The sequence below is a fragment of the Aliinostoc sp. HNIBRCY26 genome (assembly GCF_050235535.1).
In the GTDB taxonomy this organism is placed as follows: Bacteria; Cyanobacteriota; Cyanobacteriia; order Cyanobacteriales; family Nostocaceae; genus Trichormus.
This window is the reverse complement of the sequence record NZ_CP189852.1, coordinates 2,301,253-2,319,073: the sequence shown is the minus strand read 5'-3', so window position 1 is coordinate 2,319,073 and position 17,821 is coordinate 2,301,253. Positions and strand designations below refer to the sequence as shown.

The following is a 17,821-nucleotide window of genomic DNA, read 5'->3' as shown; positions in this document are numbered from 1 at the left end:
TTTCACGTTAACTTTTCTACATAGCGTGAAAAGTCAGATGTAGTCTGAAGTTAGATGTACAGATTTTATTACTATAATAATCTTGCTGATTGATTAATGATACAACTCACATAACTGGCACATTTTTTCTGTAGGGTGCGTGACGCAGCGAGAATATTTAAACGTAGTCATCAAACTTATAGCGTCACGCACCAACCACCTAGTTGCAAATTATGACTTTACTGTTACAGCCAAATGTAAGCCTAAAGCATCTAACAAAGAATTTAGACTCTAAATAGCTTGTACTTCTAGGCATCATCTATACTCCTGTAGTCTCGCCAATAGTCTTTAGCTTTAGCAATATATTTATTTTAGGTGATTAAGTTACAACATTAAGTCTTACAGTTACAGCATTAAGTCTTACAGCTACAACATTAAGCCTTACAGTTACAACATTGAGTCTTACAGCTACAACATTAAGCCTTACAGTTACAACATTAAGTCTTACAGCTACAACATTAAGCCTTACAGTTACAACATTAAGTCTTACAGCTACAACATTAAGCCTTACAGTTACAGCATTAAGCCTTACAGTTACAGCATTAAGCCTTAAGATTCAAACGATCGCTCTTAATTCTGCACTAAACAAGCGATGTATTGCAGCAATTCCGAAAAATTACGGGTATAAATCAAAAAAATAGCAAAATGAAATGTGAATTTTGCTGAACTATAATCTAGCTTAATTGAGACACAATAGCATTGTAAAGCTTGTAAAAGGGTAAGTCTATGCCTAGAAAAAAGCGTAGTTCTCGGATTCTAGAAAAAGCTGAGTTTAGAGTGGCAGGATTAAAAGCTATTGATCCCAATTTGACTTTTGATAATACCTGTAACTTGCAAAACCTGACGCAATTAATTAATCAGTTTCACAATATGCTGGATGATTATAATGCTGCTATAGCAATGATAGACTCGTCTAAAAAAAAGCTAGATGAGATGGAAAAAAACTTAGGTCAAATTTCAGACAAAATGCTTATGGGCGTTGGCTTTAAGTATGGTAAAAACAGTAATGAATATGAGATTGCAGGCGGAGTGAGAGATAGTGAACGTGTCCGTAAAAGTAGATTGACACGCTTGAAATCTTATACAGATAAAACAGCAGATGAAACTGTCATAACCGCCTAGTATAATAGTTCGCTATCAAATGGCATTATATATGATTGTAGGGGCAGGATATATTCTGCCCCTAGCTGTGTAGGTAATTAAAATATCTTCAGTAGAAATTTATCACAAAAACTATACTTTAAGTATAAAACCAAGATATCTATAAGCGATTACCAGTAAGGCTTTTAGACAAGAAATCGGAAAAACTTTGCTTGCTAAGTTTTGTCTAAAAATAATTCATAATTAGAGTGAGAGCATACAAACAGAGAACACAAAAATGTTAGAAAAATATCGTCAACACGTTGCCGAAAGGGCAGCCCTTGGTATTCCGCCCTTACCGTTAGATGCACAGCAAACATCAGAGTTGTGTGAATTACTGAAAAATTCACCAGTAGGGGAGGAAGATACATTATTACATTTATTGCGCGATCGCGTCCCCCCTGGTGTGGATGCAGCCGCCTATGTGAAAGCCGGATTCTTAACAGGTGTTGCTAAAGGCGAAATCACTAGTCCCTTAATTTCCTCAATTGAAGCGGTGGAATTACTGGGGACAATGGTAGGCGGTTATAATGTGCAGTCTTTAATTGAGTTGTTGCAATTTTCTACCAAACCATCGGAAGGTGATACACCCTTAGTCATGGGAGGAGAAGGTAAAGAACCCATCGCCGCCTATGCCGCCGCCGCCCTCAGTAAAACTTTATTGGTGTATGATGCCTTCCATGATGTTTTGGAATTAGCAAAAATCAACCCCTACGCCAAGCGAGTAGTTGATTCTTGGGCAGAAGCAGAATGGTTTACAGTTCGCCCTAAACTCCCAGAATATATTAACGTTACTGTATTTAAAGTTCCTGGGGAAACTAACACCGATGACTTATCCCCAGCCACCCACGCCACCACGCGTCCAGATATTCCCCTCCACGCCTTGGCGATGTTAGAGTCACGGCAACCAGGAAGCTTAGAAACTATTGCTGAGTTGAAGAAAAAAGGACATCCTGTAGCTTATGTTGGGGATGTTGTGGGGACTGGTTCTTCCCGCAAGTCGGCTATTAACTCCGTGTTATGGCACATGGGAGACGATATCCCCTATGTTCCCAACAAACGCGCTGGGGGTTATATTTTAGGTGGTGCGATCGCTCCCATCTTTTTCAATACAGCAGAAGATGCCGGTGCTTTGCCCATACAATGCGATGTCACCAAACTTGAAACCGGTATGGTAATTACTATCTATCCCTACAGAGGTGAAATTACCAACGAAGACGGCGAAGTTATTTCTACCTTCACCCTCAAACCCGACACCATCCTTGATGAAGTCCGCGCCGGTGGACGCATCCCCCTACTCATCGGACGTACCCTCACTGACAAAACCCGCCAAGCATTAGGCTTAGAACCCAGCACCCTGTTCATCCGTCCCCAACAACCAGAAGACACAGGTAAAGGCTACACCCTCGCCCAAAAAATGGTGGGTAAAGCTTGCGGTTTACCCGGTGTCCGTCCCGGTACATCTTGCGAACCCATCATGACTACTGTTGGTTCCCAAGATACCACAGGCCCCATGACCCGCGACGAACTCAAAGAACTTGCTTGTCTCGGCTTCAGTGCAGACTTAGTCATGCAGAGTTTCTGTCACACCGCCGCCTATCCCAAACCCGTAGACATCAAAACTCACCACGAACTCCCCGATTTCATGTCCTCCCGTGGCGGTGTCGCCCTACGTCCTGGCGATGGTATCATCCATTCATGGCTCAACCGGATGCTGTTACCCGACACCGTCGGTACAGGTGGTGACTCTCACACCCGCTTCCCCTTGGGAATATCCTTCCCCGCCGGTTCTGGGTTAGTCGCCTTTGCTGGTGCATTGGGTGTCATGCCTTTAGATATGCCAGAATCAGTCTTAGTCAGATTCAAAGGAGAATTGCAACCAGGAATTACCTTAAGAGATATTGTTAACGCTATTCCTTACGTTGCCATTCAAAAAGGTTTGCTAACTGTCGAGAAAGAGAATAAGAAAAACATCTTCTCCGGCAGAATTTTAGAAATGGAAGGCTTACCAGATTTGAAGGTAGAACAAGCCTTTGAATTAACAGATGCTTCCGCCGAACGTTCTTGTGCAGGCTGCACCATTAAATTGAGTGAAGCCACAATTGCTGAATATCTGCGTTCTAACATTGCCCTGTTAAAGAACATGGTAGCCAGAGGCTATCAAGATGCGCGTACAATTATGCGCCGCGTCGCCCAAATGGAAGCATGGTTAGCAAATCCTGTATTACTAGAAGCCGACACAGATGCGGAGTATGCCGCAGTGATTGAAATTGATTTGAACGAAATCACAGAACCAATTGTAGCTGCTCCAAACGACCCCGATAATGTTAAATTATTATCGGAAGTTGCTAATGATCCAGTACAAGAAGTATTTGTCGGTTCATGTATGACAAATATCGGTCATTATCGTGCAACTGCGAAAGTTTTAGAAGGTGCAGGTGCAGTCAAAACTCGCCTGTGGATAGCACCACCCACCCGCATGGATGAACACCAATTAAAAGAAGAAGGTGTGTATGGTGTTTTTGGTGCAGCCGGCGCGAGAACAGAAATGCCAGGATGCAGTTTATGTATGGGAAATCAGGCGCGAGTTGCTGATGGCACAACTGTATTTTCTACCTCTACCCGCAACTTTAATAATCGCATGGGTAAAGGTGCAAGAGTGTATTTAGGTTCTGCTGAGTTAGCAGCAGTTTGTGCGTTATTAGGACGCATTCCCACAGTGCAGGAATATCTTGATATTGTGGCGAATAAGATTCATCCTTTTGCTGAGAATTTATATCGGTATTTGAACTTTGATCAAATCGCCGGTTTTGAGGATGAAGGGCGAGTGATTTCTAAAGAGGAGGAAGCTTTGTTGGTATAGTTTAATTAGGGTGAGTCTTCATGGCTCACCTTGAAGTTGAACCAGTAATTGAATAAATAGATTCAATAATGTCAGCCAAAGATATCTATCATACAGCCGTAAAAAATGCTTTTATTAAAGATGGTTGGACAATTACAGCAGATCCTTATCCGCTTGAATATGAAGACATTGAACTTTATCCAGATTTAGCTATAGAAAAGCTAATTTCAGAAACCAGAACACAACGGAAGATTATTATTGAAATTAAAAGCTTTATCAGTCCTTCATTAATTCAAGATTTTGAAAAGGCTTTAGGACAATATATTGTATATCGCAATTTAATTCAATTAGCTAAAGATGAATATCAGGAAATTTATCTAGCAATCAAAGATGGAATTTATGAAACTTTCTTTCAACGGAAATCAATTAAAGCGATAGTTAAATTAAATCAGCTTTCCTTGGTAATTATTAATATGGAAAGGGAGGAAATTGTAGAATGGATAAATTAGTGAATTATCGAGAGATTATCAAAAAAACATTAACGGATTATGATAATTTTGCTAATCGCTCATCTAAGAAAAAATATGAAACCTGTTTGATTTTCGACGAAAATCATGATCATTATCTATGGATGTCTATAGACTGGGTTAACCAAAAAAGAATCAATAATACTCATGTCCATATTCGCATTAAAAATGAAAAGATTTACATTGAAGAAGATTGGACAGAGGAAGGGATAGCAACGGAGTTAATGCGCTTAGGTGTTCCAGCTAGTGATATTGTCTTGGCGTTTCAGCCACCAGAGGTGAGACAATATACTGATTTTGCTATTGCGTAAAATCCAAGACCATGTAGAGACGTTGTATACAACGTCTCTACAGTATTTAAAAAATATGGAACCTGCTGTAATAAAATTTAATATTTTTCAGAAGTGGCGTAAAATTACGTTAATTAAATTTCTTTTCGGTGATGTGTGAGGAGTGCGACGCTTTCCTATTTGATATTCAGCTTTAAGCGAAACTTTTGAGCCAGTGCTTGGTAACGACTACGCACTTCTTCGACTGAAATTTCTAGGACTTCAGCAGCATATTGTACCCGTTCTTCATCAATCTCTTTTTGTGGGTCTAAAAATGGGTCAAAAGCATCGATATCCCTGGATAAAAGTTTACAATCTATATATTCATCACAAGTAAGAGATAATTTCTTAAGCGTAACAGTTCTAATTTTCCGGTCATCAGATGATAATCTTTCAAACAAATCATTTATAGTTTGTTTGTGACCTAGTTTGCATAAAGCTTTTTCTATTACTTCCACCAAATTTTTATCAGAGTCATCGAGTTTGGCAATGAGCGGTTTGACAGCCTGTGTACTTCCTATCTTACCGAGTGCTTCCACTACAGCTAGCCGCACATCCTCATCGGAGTCATCCAGTTTGGTAATGAGCGGTTTGACAGCCTGCGTACTTCCTATCTTGCCCAGTGCTTTTACTACAGCTAGTCGCACATTTTCATCTGAGTCATCGAGTTTGGCAATGAGCGGTTTGACAACCTGTGGATATTTGATATAACCTAAAATTTGAGTTAGGAATAAAACTGCTCCAGTATCTAAGTGCGGATTTTTAAAAATACTAATAATACTGTCTAATTCTGTATTAGTTGGTTGCCACATAGCATCCTCTATGTTTTTTCTTTCTCCTCCTCCGCTTAACCAGAATAAAGCCCAAGCAGCTGCATAAGACGCAGGATTGCTTCTCCTGAGCATCGTCAGCAATTTATCTATCACCCCTTGTAAAACAGATTCTGAAACAGATAACTTGTCTCGAAAAACCAGTTCCATGACAATTAGAGCGGCACCGATCGCATTTACTTCTTGCTCCGATGTTAATTGGAAAATTTGCTTCTCTACCCATTGCGGAAAGATAGTTTCTTCCTTTTGTGATTGACTCACAGTAACCATTGCATAAAGACCTCCAATACTGCTTTGACTCGCTATCCCGGTTTTTGTATCTCGTCTGCAAAACTCCTCTAACATAGAATTTTGTAGCTTTTCTGACCATTGAGATGCAGATAGTTCTATAGCAGCTGCGTCTACAGTTGTTTGAGGATCTGAAGTACTACCATCTTCTTCACCTATTTGCCTAACAAATTCTTGTAAAACCTCCTGGACTACCTCGCCACTAACATTAGGTTCATCAGCTAGACATAGGACAGCCATCACTGCACGAGGGCGGGCAGTAATTAGAGGATCTTCATCTTTGAGTGGGTTGAGGATGGCTCGCAGAAAATTGTCTACATCGTCATGATTACAGGCTGCTACACAAAGACGTAGTGCTTCTTGCCAGTTCTCAGTGACTTGCCCTCCTTTAATGTTGGCAGCAAGGGGGGCAACATAGTCAGCGAGATTGCGATCGCGATTTGGAAAATGACCTTGCACAAGTGCCAGTCCTGCCAAGTATTCTTGAAAAGTCAGATGACGAAACTCAAATACAGAAATGTCTCGGCCGTTATGTGGAAGAATTCCCGCTTCCACCAAAATGCCTGTGCGGCGTTCCAACAAATTGAGAAACTCTTTAGGGGTATGCTTTTTGACTTCATGAAGATTGGGATACTCTTCCCGAAATGTTTCCAATAACTCTATAATTTCGTCTTTGCGAAGTTGCTGTACTCCTCTATGACACATGGCATAAGCAATGTACTCTAATTGCGGTAATGCTTCATCATCATCGATAGGTTCGTCTATTTCAGATCGCCAGTTAAGTAGTACATCTACTGCTTGTGCATACAATTTATGCCGACGAGTCGGTAGTTTACCAACTTTACGCTTCACCAATGCCATTGTAGTTAGCAGCATGGGATTGCCTGTGAGACGCTCGATACGTTCGGCACTGTGAATGTCTTTTATCAAGTCTGTTTTTGCCTTTTCTCGTCGCTCTGGTAATTCGGTAATATCGCACCAGCGACTAGCAAAGTCGTCTTTATCTTCTGTAGTCAGTTCGGCTACCGTAACGTGTTCAAACTGTCGCCCTATACGGTAGCCCATTTCCCGATAGCCAACAATACGTGAGGTAGCTATGATAGGAGCTTGTTTATAAGCATCACAAATTTTTTCGATCTGTTGACAGAATTTAGCTCTTAGACGTGGATCTGTGATTTCATCCAAACCATCTATAAGTAATAATGCTGTACCGTGATGCAATTTTTGTCTTAAAATACCACGCAAAGCAGTGCATTCACTCTCACTCATCTCAGCTTTACGTAAGGTGTAACCCAGGATATCGTCTAATGAACCACTAAGACTGGCTTCATCAAGGTCTCTACAACGAATAATAATTGGTAGCCAATCCTCATCAGGAAGTGTAGATACATCTGGCAAATCTCTCCAGTCTGGATCTTGTTTGAGCCGCAGCAGGTAGGCTGTAGCAATCCAGCGAACCATAGTGGTTTTTCCTGCTCCTGGATCTCCCAAAACAACTAAACGTTTAGCCTCAGCCAGCCTATCTCCAATCGGAAAACGCTTATCCCCATCTTCTCTTTCTTCTCTTTCTACACCACTTCTAGCAGCGTTTTTAAATCGCATGACAATGCGGCGTTTTTCAATTTCCTCGAATTTTGCTGCATCTACTTCATCATTACAGCCTATTTCTACTTGCACGCGCAGCGCAACGTACAGCCGACGTAATAAAAGTTTCTGGGTAGCTATATGACGATCTGGCTCTGGCAAATTTGCTAAGTGAATAATGTCACAAGACTCTAAAGCCAGTTCTCGGTAACGCTGTTCTGCATCATTTCCCCCTTTTACATAGTCTGTAGACACTTCTAAGGGGTAATGTTTTTTTAGCGAAGCAATTAAATCTTGTGTGGCTTTTGTAGGATCTTGCCAATAGTGAGCAATGGATTCATCAAAGCTAACTGCTTCTAGATCAGCTTCTTCCTCCATTTGCACACAAAAGACACGCACTCGATAGTTATTTCTTGCCGCGTTGACAATCTGTCGCGCCCAACGTGTTCCCAATGCTTTGATAGTCCCACAAAGTACCACTGGACTACCATTATTTAAAACTTTTGAGGCTTCCTCGGTGAATGATTCGCCTACCATTACCGTTCCTCTATGGGCAACTTCATAGCCAGCTTTGCGGATAGGTTCTGCTAATTTTTCCGCTAACTCCTCTTCTCCCTTAGCATGGGCAATAAGAACTTGCCAATGTATAACTTTCATTTGACGGCTCTCAGTAAATCAGACACACCTTTAGACCAGTCCTTGACTAAATCCGCATACTTGATATCAGCTAAGATGGCAGGAGGTTGACCCCCTGTCAACATAACTGGTAAAACTTTCACCCCTTGCCCACTGAGTTGCCGTGCTAAAGTTGACATCCATTCCCGATTTACCCAAGGCGACGTATCAGAAGAAGAGTAACACAAGACTAAATAACTGAGTCCTTCTAGTCCTTGATTGACTCGCTCAACAATAGAATCACCAACATCGATTGTCCACTCAGCAAACCAAACTTGATGACCCGCATCTTTAACTTCTGAAGCAAGTTTTTCAGCTGGTTCAGTATCTATTTGTCGATAGCTGATGAAAACATTAGCCATAAAGAGCAAAGCTTAAATATTTAATCAATAAATGACTTAAATTATACATTGTCATTTAAGAAACTGGAATTTTACTAGCTAAACAAACTATTAAAATTTTCAGAAAGTCTGCATATTGTCCAATTTCGACCTTGGAGCATTTCAATATAACTGGTGAATAGGGTTGAAAAAAGCGAGTTGCACTTCAACTGTCAAAGTGCGATCGCTTTACCAATTGATATAATTATAAAGATAACTGCAAAGATTGACGATTATCGTATCAATGAATCCCCAAACCATTTTTCAAGAAATTGCTTCTCAAGTACAATTATTCCAGAATATAGAACAGAAAGAAACATTTATATTTGTGATTGGTGCTTTAACATCTCGGTTAATTAGTTTGCATAAAGCAGCCGAAATCATGGAAATGGATCAAGAAGTATTTTTGAAAATTTTAGAATTGATGAATATAGATTTTTCATATCTTACCGTTGAAGATATCGCCATAGAAAAAACTTGGTAAGTTGAATGAAAATAGTCTTTAACTCTTCTCCTTTAATTTTCTTATCACGTTTAGACTTTCTTGATTTATTCCTGGAAACAGAAGCTCAATTTTTATTGCCGAAAAGTGTCCAAGAAGAAATAAGTGCTAAACAAGATAAATCATCTAGTGACATTAGTGCACTCATCAGTGAGAATAAATTATTAGTGCAAGAAGTACAATTAGTCTCTTTAGCTCATCGGTTAAATGAACGTTTAGGAATAGGAGAATCTGAAGCGATTACTTTAGCTGTAGAGTTACAATCCGACTACATCATTCTTGATGACTTTGCTGCTAGAAGAGAAGCAATCAGGTTAGGACTTAATGTTAAAGGAACTTTAGCAGTAATTCGTAAACTACAGATTGAAGGCAAAATCAGTATTTCCGATGTAGATAGACTATATAAAAATCTTAGAGAAGTAAATTTTAGGGTAAAACGAGAAATTTTTGATAGTATTTTTGAACATTAAGGTGCTATACCTGCGCTCATTATTGCGATCGCCTCCCATTAATATCTTCTAAATCATCAAAAACGCCTTCTGAATTTATTATTAAAGGTGTATCTTTTAAACATCCTGATGTTTATTCAAAAAAGTTAGCAGGCCAACCTTTACCTTGAGATGTTTTTTCCTGCTGAGAATTAGTAGTAGGTTGTAAAATTACAGTAATAGTTAAGTCAGTATTAGTAACATCTACAGGAATATCTAAATGTAATATTCCATCTTGCCCAACATAAGAATTTAAAGTTATTGTTTGCATACCATTATTTTCTACTAGACATATAGCTGAATTATATAAATAATTGTAGCGGGGATAATATTACCGTAGATATCGCCCCCGTTTCAAAAGCGATACCTACAGTAAGCTACCCCTAAAATCTACATCAAAACTTCCTCACGCTGAGAATCGAAAACTACTGTAAAGATACCGTCAGGTATAAGTTGACGTAAAAGTTGCACATGACCGTCTGCATCAGACCGACTGCGAAATCTCCCCACAGTCACCCGTTGCATATCTGGAAGTAAACGAGTAATTGCCCACGAATTCAAGCGTTCTTTGTATGTAATTGCCTGACCTTTCAATGTAGACTCTTGATAATTTGTATTTTGTGTCATGATCGGGTTATTCACGAAAAGTGGAATGAGAAGCGTTAGCAAGTCTCTTGGCGGGGATGCTAACGCCTTCTCAATCATTGATTGAACCTGAAATACACAGTATTTGTCAATTGTCAATACTTAGCGTCAAGTTTTAACGCTAACCTATGAACATTTTCCCGCCAAGTATGAATTTAAGAACATTGAGAAAACGTACAGGACTAAAAATTAGTGATGTCGCTATTGAACTAAGTTGCGCCCTATCTTCAATTCGCAACTGGGAAAAGGGGAGAACAACGCCAAAAATGGAAGTATGGCAAGTATTCCGCCTGCGAGATTTGTATCAATGTACAGAAGATGAGTTAGTGCAAGCCGTTAAGGAATCAATGCTGACTCAAGATACATAACTTTTGAGTGGAGAGCGTAAACGCGGAGCGACTTGTCGATAGACATCGCCTGCCTCTATTCTTCACTTATATAGTTTAATTAGGATAATTGGGATAACTACCTGAATGTAATTACCAAAGCGACGATGCCAGCCAAAGATATTTATCATGATGCTGTTAAAAATGCCTTAATTAAAGATGGCTGGACAATTACGGCTGATCCTTATACCATTAAATATGAAAAAGTACAGTTATTTGCTGATTTACTTGCTGATAGAACTCTAGAAATTGAACGAAATGGACAACAAATAGTTGTAGAAATTAAAAGTTTTATTACTCGTTCACCCATGCGGGAATTTGAAACAGCTTTAGGGCAATATATTATATATCGTACTTTATTAAAAGCAGTTTTTCCTGAAACTAAAATTTATTTAGCGATCGGTACAACTATTTATCAATCATTTTTTCAACAAAAAGCAATTTCAATGGTAATTGAAGAAAATAATTTACTTTTAATTGTTGTTGATTTGAAAAAGGAGGAAGTTTTTCAATGGAGAAACTAACCAGCTATCGCAATTTAATTAAAAACATTCTCTCAGAATATGAAAAATTAGCCTCACAAACTCCTAACCCTTATGGAGTTGATAGTGTTTTAGCTTTTGATGAACAAAGAGATCAATATATTTGGTCTCAAATTGGTTGGCATGATGATAAAAAAATTACTGCAATTACTGTTTATATTCGCATTAAAAATGACAAGATTTACATTGAAGAAGATTGGACTGAGGAAGGAATAGCAACTGAGTTAATACGCTTAGGTGTGCCGGCTAGTGATATTGTTTTGGCGTTTCAGCCACCAGAGGTGCGACAATATACTGATTTTGCGATCGCCTAGACTCATCATCAAAGTGCGATCGCTTTACCAATTGATATAATTATAAAGATAACTGCAAAGATTGACGATTATCGTATCAATGAATCCCCAAACCATTTTTCAAGAAATTGCTTCTCAAGTACAATTATTCCAGAATATAGAACAGAAAGAAACATTTATATTTGTGATTGGTGCTTTAACATCTCGGTTAATTAGTTTGCATAAAGCAGCCCGAAATCATGGAAATGGATCAAGAAATATTTTTGAAGATTTTAGACTTGATGAATATCGATTTTTCATACCTTACCGTTGAAGATATCGCCATAGAAAAGACTTGGTAAGTTGAATGAAAGTATTTTTTAACTCTTCTCCTTTAATTTTCTTATCACGTTGAGATTTTATTGATTTATTCCTGGAAACAGAAGCTCAATTTTTATTGCCGAAAAGTGTCCAAGAAAAAATAATTGCTAAACAAGATAAATCATCTATAGGATTCCTATTTGATTTTTGAAAAGAACTCAGTACACTTTGATTCCTTCTTTTCTGTTCCCTGTTCCCTGTTCCCTCCCTACGCAAATAATTTCAGGAATCAAAGCGGATTCCTATAGTGACATTAATACACTCATCAGTGAGCATAAATTATTAATATAATAAGTACAATAAAGATTTCCCAGAAGTGATCAGAAAAATATTAAAACCATTGCCAAAAAAAGATTATTCAGTGCTAGACACATTTTCATTTCAGGGTTTAACATTGTTAAACCCTAATGATTAAAGTTAATGACAATTTATAATCTTAGAAAGAACCGAGAATCATTCCCGCTAACAAAATAAACCCAATCCAAACATTTTGACGGAACATTTGCCCATAAATAGGGTTAGGTAATTCTGGTTTTCTTAACTCAATAAATTGCCACAACCAGCTAATAGTTCCGATGGTTAAACTAATCCAAAAAGCTAATTTTAGGTGAATAGCAACACCTAGCCAACCCAGTAAAGCGATCGCACCCAAAAAGAACACCCCAATGGCTACAGGTGCGTAATCGCCGAAAAACAAAGCACTGGAATTTACACCAATGCGGCGGTCATCTTCGCGATCGCTCATGGCGTAAACTGTATCAAATCCCAATGTCCACAACATAGTAGCCCCCCACAATAACCAAGTGGGTAGAGAAATATTCTGTGTGACGGCACTCCAGCTAATTAACACTGCAAAACCCCACGCTATTGACAACACCAACTGCGGTACAGGAAATACACGCTTGGCACCTGGATACAATAAAATCACTGGTACAGCCGCTACAGATAACCAAAAACTCAACCGATTGAGATAAAACGCCAGCACCGCCGCACAAGCTAAGGCAATAATCCCGACGACAATTCCCACTTTTACAGATAACGCACGGGAAGCCAAAGGGCGATCGCGTGTTCTTTCTACTTCTGGATCAATATCTCGATCCCATAAATCATTAACCACACATCCAGCAGCACTGGTGGCAAGAGTACCTAAAATAATCACACCCACTAAAGGCACAGGTGGCTTACCAGCAGCAGCCAAAAACACTGCCCATAGTGCCGGAATCATCAAAATCAAACGTCCTTCGGGTTTATGCCACCGCAAAAGCCGGATAATTGTCAGCAAAACTGGTTCTTGGTTGGTTTTTAACATAGGGATTGGGGACTGGGGATTGGGCATGGGGCATGGGGCATTGGGCATTGGGCATAAAATTAGGGACAAGTAAAATCTTTTTACTTTCTACTTTTGCCTTTTGCCTTTTTACTTTTGCCTTTTACCTTTTGCCTTTTCTTCACACATCTTTACATCTATAGAATATCTTTTTTTGATATTTGTAAAAACACAATGTCTAGTGACAACTTCAAACAGGTTGAAATTATCGCTAAAATTGTAAGCAGCAGGGTGAATATACTTAGATTGTGTAACTAGCTAACTTTCAGGGACACAGGAGGAGCAGTCCGGTTTTGGGGTTTCCCCCAGGAGTGGCTGCCGTAAAGCAGAAAAAGCTGCGGGAGAAAAAAACCTATGCCCCATGCCCAATTCCCTATGCCCCATGACCAGTTCTAAGTATGTTGCAACCAATATCAGTGCCAACTACCCGACACGCTATTTTTTACCATCCTTCCTAAATACAGAGAGAAACTTAAATGCTGAATTTAGTTTCGGCTGACTATTTGAGTGTTAATACTCAAGTGGTGAAGCAAAACCGGATTATTGCTGCCATTGATATGGGGACAAATTCCCTGCATATGGTCATCGTCAGGATTGACCCGAATCTACCAGCTTTTACGATTATCGCTAAAGAAAAAGAAACGGTAAGATTGGGCGATCGCGATATTACTACTGGTGAGTTAAAACCAGAAATTATGGCAAAAGCGATCGCGGCTTTGGGGCGTTTCCAAGAGGTAGCTAAAACCGCTAATGCCGAAACTATCATTGCTGTCGCTACTAGTGCGATGCGGGAAGCTCCTAACGGTAAAGACTTTCTGCATCAGGTCGAATCTGAATTAGGTTTAAGCGTTGACTTAATTTCTGGTCAAGAAGAGGCGCGGCGCATCTATTTGGGTGTGCTGTCGGGGATGGAGTTTCATAACAAACCGCACATCATTATTGATATTGGCGGGGGTTCTACAGAAATCATTTTGGGTGATAGTCACGAACCGCGCACCCTTACCAGCACTAAAGTCGGTGCTGTCCGTTTGACAACTGAGTTAATTAGTTCTGACCCCATCCTTGATGTTGAATTTCAGTATCTCCAAGCATATGTGCGGGGAATGTTGGAACGTTCTGTGGAAGAAGTTTTAGCTAACCTTAAATTTGGCGAATTTCCCCGTTTAGTTGGCACTTCCGGCACAATTGAAACCATCGCCATGATTCAGGCGCGGGAAAAATTGGGTAATGTTCCTTCTACCCTCAACGGCTATCAATTAAGCCTGCAAGACTTGGAAAATTGGGTAAATCGCCTACGGAAAATGACCAACGCCGAAAGAGCCGCTATTCCAGGAATGCCAGAAAGACGCTCAGAAGTCATCCTAGCGGGAGCAGTAGTATTACAAGAAGCAATGATGCTTTTGGGTGTGGATTCTATCACCACCTGTGGACGGGCTTTGCGGGAAGGTGTAATTGTTGACTGGATGTTAAGCCACGGCTTAATTGAAGACAAACTGCGTTTTCAAAGTTCGGTAAGGGAACGGAGTGTATTAAAACAGGCGAATAAATATCAAGTCAACTTAGCATATAGCGATCGCGTCGCTGCCTTCGCTTTAAGTTTATTCGACCAAACCCAAGGACAACTGCACCATTGGGGAATAAATGAACGACAATTACTGTGGGCGGCGGCAATATTACACAACTGCGGTCATCATATTAGCCATTCAGCACACCATAAACACTCTTACTATCTGATTCGCAACAGTGAATTACTCGGCTATAACGAAACCGAGATCGAAATTATTGCCAACTTAGCCCGTTATCACCGCAAATCGCCACCCAAAAAAAGACACGAAAATTACCGTAATTTGTTGAATAAACAACATCGGCAAGTAGTTAGTCAATTGAGTGCGCTGTTAAGATTAGCCGTAGCATTAGACAGAAGACAAATTGGGGCGATCGCTCAAATCCAATGTGATTATTATCCCCAATTTCAGAAGTTGAATTTGTTAATTTATCCCACCAATCCCAATGATGAATGCACCTTAGAACTCTGGAGTTTAGACTTCAAAAAAGCTGTATTTGAAGCGGAATTTGGCGTGAAATTGGTGACTCATTTAGAAAAGGGTGTAAGGGTGTAGGCGAAAGAATTTTAGATTTTAGATTTTGCGGAAAGTCTGAGCGGAGGAAACCTCCGCTCAGAACTTTCCAAGACGGATTTTAGATTGAAATCCAATCCAAAATTTAAAATCCAAAATCCAAAATTGAATTGCCTAATCCCCCATTACCATTCCTTGCTATATTATCCCTTCACCCCGCTACTAGTATCTGTCGCGACAATGTAACGTTGTAAAACTAGGAACAGTAATAAAACAGGTGCGATCGCAATTACTGAACCAGCCGCCACTAAACGCCAGTCTAGGGAAAATGTGCCGGCTAATTTGGCTACACCTAAAGGTAGGGTGTATAAATTTTCATCTTGAATAACAATTAAAGGCCAAAGAAAGTCGCTCCAAGAACCGATAAACACGAAAATAGCTAAAGTTATGAGTGCAGGTCTAACTGCTGGTAACATAATATGCCACCATAAACCTAATTCTGAACTGCCATCCATCCGCGCGGCTTCTTCGATTTCCTTGGGAACACTCATAAAAGCTTGTCTGAGGAGAAAAATCCCGAAAGCCGAAGCTAAACTGGGGAAAATCATTCCCAAATAACTATTTGTCAACCCTAACTGCACCGTCAAAATATACAAAGGTATCATCACAATCTGGAAAGGAATCATAATCGTCGAGACAATCGCAATAAAAATTCCTTGTCTTCCCGGAAAGGATAACCTTGCTAAAGGATACGCCGCTAACGAGCAGAATAATAAATTTAAACCTACAGTTAGAGCCGCTACCAATGTACTGTTATAGAGGTATCGCCCAAAAGGTAAAGCCTGCCAAACCTTGGGGAAATTTTCTACAGTCGGTTGACTAGGTAATAACTGCGGTGGCGACTGTAAAATATTTTCCGTAGGTGATTTTAAAGCTGTGCTGATGAGCCACAACAAAGGGAAAAGCGTAATAATTGCGATCGCACTCAATAACCCATAAATCGCCACCATCTGCCAACGCGACTTTTGAGTTGTCCAAGTCATTTCTTTGCGCTCCAAATTCGTAAAATTTCTGGAGACTGGGAACTACATTCCCAATTTCCCATCCCCCACCACTCACAACTCCCTACTCAGCACTCAGCACTTCATAAGGTTGCGGTTCTCGCAAGCGTTGAGCAATTTGCTCTCGCCTAGCTTTTGCCAATTCACTATATAACTTTTTGCGAGAAAGATTCACACTACCCACCGGCTCATGCTCTAGTATGGTATGCCAAGGAGTAAATAACATCCCCTCATCCAAGCGTTTACGTTCTTCAAAGTTAAATGTCTGACTAGGGATGCGAATAGTAGCGACTTTGATGAAGGGTGAATCAGTTTCTTCCCACTCTTGAGCGAGATTTTCTATGGGTGTTTTTTCGTCATCTACATAAAACTGAATCAAGAAATCAAAATAAGCCTCTTGTTTGTCTTCCGTCAAATACTTGACTATTGCTTCTCTGAGGTAATTTTCTGATTCTGGTAAATTTTCTGGTGGTTGTTCTGGTTGTTGTGATTTGACGCTTAATTTGACAATTTTCTCCCCAAACCGGAAAGGGGACATACTCCAATATTGAATTAAAAGCGGATTGCCTACTTTCTTTTCGGCTATTTTTTGCAAAATATTAGCGGTATAAGCCATTTCCTTGAGTCTTTCTGGAGTCAATCCCCCAGTAGCGACTTTCGGCAGATCAGCATAATCACGAATATCTTTAGTTAAAAAGGTAGGATGACTATTGAGTGTAAAGTCTTGCGTTTTTTCTTCATCATCTAAGGCCTTCTCGCCATCTACATTCATCACCTTAATACCAATACCCCGGACATCAGGTTGTCTATCAGAACGCAGTTTTCCTCTGCTTTCCGGCGCACCACCACTAGAAAAACGAATCCAAGTTGGGTAAGTTTGCGGGGTTTTAAATAAGCCTACTCTGAGATGGTCTGGAAGATTGGGTTCAACTATAAATTCTCCCCATAATAGTCCATGACTTTTAGTGTGGATTTGACGCAAATCGGGGCCTGCTTTTTGCTGTGCTTGCAGACTAGCTGCTAGCACCTCGTCAACTATCACTTCTTGCTCAGTAGTCGATAAGCTGGGATTATTCATATGAATGGTACTCTGGGTAGAATATTTGACCTGAATATTTTTTGATAGCCCTAAAATTTTTACCCCGTCAGGATGCTACCATAAACGCCCTGATTTGATGCCATCTGCCAATAGTTGAGTATCAAGTTAGGATATACCCCAATACGGTTCAGATAAGAAAAATAAATTTCAACCAAGCCAGCAAATGATCACTCAACAAAAAACGCAAAAATGATTTTGGAGGGGGTTTGGGGGACGCAACCGTCCCCCAATCGGGGGCTTGGGGGAGAATCCCCCAAATCTTCCTCATTGTCTAATGGGCAGAGCAAAAATTGAGAAATTAACTCTCACCACCTTAACTGAACCGTATTGGGATATACCCAAGAGTGCGATCGCCAAAAAAATATCCACAATGCGTATGATTCAGACAACATCCCAGCATCGGTAA

19 protein-coding genes are annotated in these 17,821 nt (G+C 40.0%); 12 read left to right on the top strand and 7 right to left on the bottom strand.

The genetic code is table 11. From position 1 onward, the window contains the following. Nucleotides 1–765: 765 nt before the first annotated feature. The 4 genes from ACQFX9_RS09920 (at nucleotide 766) to ACQFX9_RS09905 (ending at nucleotide 4,859) form a co-directional block, all read left to right on the top strand. A complete protein-coding gene (locus ACQFX9_RS09920; protein WP_427161857.1) occupies nucleotides 766–1,161 on the top strand; it encodes a hypothetical protein in 396 nt (131 codons plus the stop codon). Nucleotides 1,162–1,417: 256 nt separating this feature from the next. Beyond that, complete coding sequence (acnB, locus tag ACQFX9_RS09915; protein WP_427161856.1) at nucleotides 1,418–4,042, top strand: bifunctional aconitate hydratase 2/2-methylisocitrate dehydratase; 2,625 nt, start codon at nucleotides 1,418–1,420, stop codon at nucleotides 4,040–4,042. A 68-nt stretch (nucleotides 4,043–4,110) separates the two neighbouring features. Further along, the gene (locus tag ACQFX9_RS09910; protein WP_427161855.1) at nucleotides 4,111–4,530 is read left to right on the top strand and encodes a XisH family protein; all 420 of its coding nucleotides are present in this window, start codon (nucleotides 4,111–4,113) and stop codon (nucleotides 4,528–4,530) included. Beyond that, complete coding sequence (locus tag ACQFX9_RS09905) at nucleotides 4,518–4,859, top strand: XisI protein (protein WP_427161854.1); 342 nt, start codon at nucleotides 4,518–4,520, stop codon at nucleotides 4,857–4,859. Before ACQFX9_RS09910 ends, ACQFX9_RS09905 begins: the two co-directional genes overlap by 13 nt. A gap of 155 nt (nucleotides 4,860–5,014) precedes the next feature. Here ACQFX9_RS09905 and ACQFX9_RS09900 read toward each other — a convergent pair whose 3' ends face one another. Continuing rightward, nucleotides 5,015–8,236 (bottom strand): HEAT repeat domain-containing protein, encoded by a 3,222-nt coding sequence (locus ACQFX9_RS09900; protein WP_427161853.1) that lies wholly within the window; start codon nucleotides 8,234–8,236, stop codon nucleotides 5,015–5,017. Beyond that, complete coding sequence (locus tag ACQFX9_RS09895) at nucleotides 8,233–8,616, bottom strand: toll/interleukin-1 receptor domain-containing protein (RefSeq protein WP_427161852.1); 384 nt, start codon at nucleotides 8,614–8,616, stop codon at nucleotides 8,233–8,235. The genes ACQFX9_RS09900 and ACQFX9_RS09895 overlap by 4 nt, the downstream gene beginning before the upstream one ends. Before the next feature lie 262 nt (nucleotides 8,617–8,878). Here ACQFX9_RS09895 and ACQFX9_RS09890 point away from each other — a divergent pair, with 262 nt between their 5' ends. Further along, the gene (locus ACQFX9_RS09890) at nucleotides 8,879–9,118 is read left to right on the top strand and encodes a hypothetical protein (protein WP_427161851.1); all 240 of its coding nucleotides are present in this window, start codon (nucleotides 8,879–8,881) and stop codon (nucleotides 9,116–9,118) included. Nucleotides 9,119–9,123: 5 nt separating this feature from the next. Continuing rightward, the gene (locus tag ACQFX9_RS09885; protein ID WP_427161850.1) at nucleotides 9,124–9,606 is read left to right on the top strand and encodes a DUF3368 domain-containing protein; all 483 of its coding nucleotides are present in this window, start codon (nucleotides 9,124–9,126) and stop codon (nucleotides 9,604–9,606) included. A gap of 112 nt (nucleotides 9,607–9,718) precedes the next feature. Here ACQFX9_RS09885 and ACQFX9_RS09880 read toward each other — a convergent pair whose 3' ends face one another. Together ACQFX9_RS09880 and ACQFX9_RS09875 are read right to left on the bottom strand one after the other, a co-directional pair. Next, entirely contained in the window at nucleotides 9,719–9,895 is a 177-nt protein-coding gene (locus tag ACQFX9_RS09880) for a hypothetical protein (RefSeq protein ID WP_427161849.1), read from the bottom strand. Between the two features lie 119 nt (nucleotides 9,896–10,014). Beyond that, nucleotides 10,015–10,251 (bottom strand): hypothetical protein, encoded by a 237-nt coding sequence (locus tag ACQFX9_RS09875; protein ID WP_427161848.1) that lies wholly within the window; start codon nucleotides 10,249–10,251, stop codon nucleotides 10,015–10,017. 167 nt (nucleotides 10,252–10,418) lie between these two features. On the opposite strand from ACQFX9_RS09875, the gene ACQFX9_RS09870 reads away from it, so the two are divergent. The 4 genes from ACQFX9_RS09870 to ACQFX9_RS09855 all read left to right on the top strand — a co-directional run bounded on the left by ACQFX9_RS09870 (nucleotide 10,419) and on the right by ACQFX9_RS09855 (nucleotide 11,803). Beyond that, nucleotides 10,419–10,637 carry a helix-turn-helix domain-containing protein gene (locus ACQFX9_RS09870; protein WP_015140973.1) on the top strand — a complete coding sequence of 73 codons (219 nt, stop codon included), beginning with the start codon at nucleotides 10,419–10,421 and terminating at the stop codon, nucleotides 10,635–10,637. A 125-nt stretch (nucleotides 10,638–10,762) separates the two neighbouring features. Continuing rightward, the gene (locus ACQFX9_RS09865; RefSeq protein ID WP_427161847.1) at nucleotides 10,763–11,179 is read left to right on the top strand and encodes a XisH family protein; all 417 of its coding nucleotides are present in this window, start codon (nucleotides 10,763–10,765) and stop codon (nucleotides 11,177–11,179) included. Next, a complete protein-coding gene (locus ACQFX9_RS09860; protein WP_427161846.1) occupies nucleotides 11,167–11,511 on the top strand; it encodes a XisI protein in 345 nt (114 codons plus the stop codon). The genes ACQFX9_RS09865 and ACQFX9_RS09860 overlap by 13 nt, the downstream gene beginning before the upstream one ends. A gap of 79 nt (nucleotides 11,512–11,590) precedes the next feature. After that, the gene (locus ACQFX9_RS09855) at nucleotides 11,591–11,803 is read left to right on the top strand and encodes a hypothetical protein (RefSeq protein WP_427161845.1); all 213 of its coding nucleotides are present in this window, start codon (nucleotides 11,591–11,593) and stop codon (nucleotides 11,801–11,803) included. Nucleotides 11,804–12,286: 483 nt separating this feature from the next. On the opposite strand, the gene ACQFX9_RS09850 is transcribed toward ACQFX9_RS09855, so the two are convergent. Next, nucleotides 12,287–13,159, bottom strand: coding sequence for a 4-hydroxybenzoate solanesyltransferase (locus tag ACQFX9_RS09850; RefSeq protein WP_427161844.1), 873 nt, complete (start codon nucleotides 13,157–13,159; stop codon nucleotides 12,287–12,289). Between the two features lie 494 nt (nucleotides 13,160–13,653). Between ACQFX9_RS09850 and ACQFX9_RS09845 the strand changes: the two genes are divergently transcribed. Then, nucleotides 13,654–15,297 carry an HD domain-containing protein gene (locus tag ACQFX9_RS09845; RefSeq protein WP_427161843.1) on the top strand — a complete coding sequence of 548 codons (1,644 nt, stop codon included), beginning with the start codon at nucleotides 13,654–13,656 and terminating at the stop codon, nucleotides 15,295–15,297. A gap of 161 nt (nucleotides 15,298–15,458) precedes the next feature. On the opposite strand, the gene ACQFX9_RS09840 is transcribed toward ACQFX9_RS09845, so the two are convergent. Both ACQFX9_RS09840 and ACQFX9_RS09835 read right to left on the bottom strand, forming a co-directional pair. Beyond that, the gene (locus tag ACQFX9_RS09840; protein ID WP_427161842.1) at nucleotides 15,459–16,298 is read right to left on the bottom strand and encodes a carbohydrate ABC transporter permease; all 840 of its coding nucleotides are present in this window, start codon (nucleotides 16,296–16,298) and stop codon (nucleotides 15,459–15,461) included. An 82-nt stretch (nucleotides 16,299–16,380) separates the two neighbouring features. Beyond that, nucleotides 16,381–17,394: a catalase family protein gene (locus ACQFX9_RS09835; RefSeq protein ID WP_427161841.1), complete on the bottom strand. Its 1,014-nt coding sequence runs from the start codon at nucleotides 17,392–17,394 to the stop codon at nucleotides 16,381–16,383. A 295-nt stretch (nucleotides 17,395–17,689) separates the two neighbouring features. On the opposite strand from ACQFX9_RS09835, the gene ACQFX9_RS09830 reads away from it, so the two are divergent. After that, nucleotides 17,690–17,821 carry a hypothetical protein gene (locus tag ACQFX9_RS09830; protein WP_427161840.1) on the top strand — a complete coding sequence of 44 codons (132 nt, stop codon included), beginning with the start codon at nucleotides 17,690–17,692 and terminating at the stop codon, nucleotides 17,819–17,821.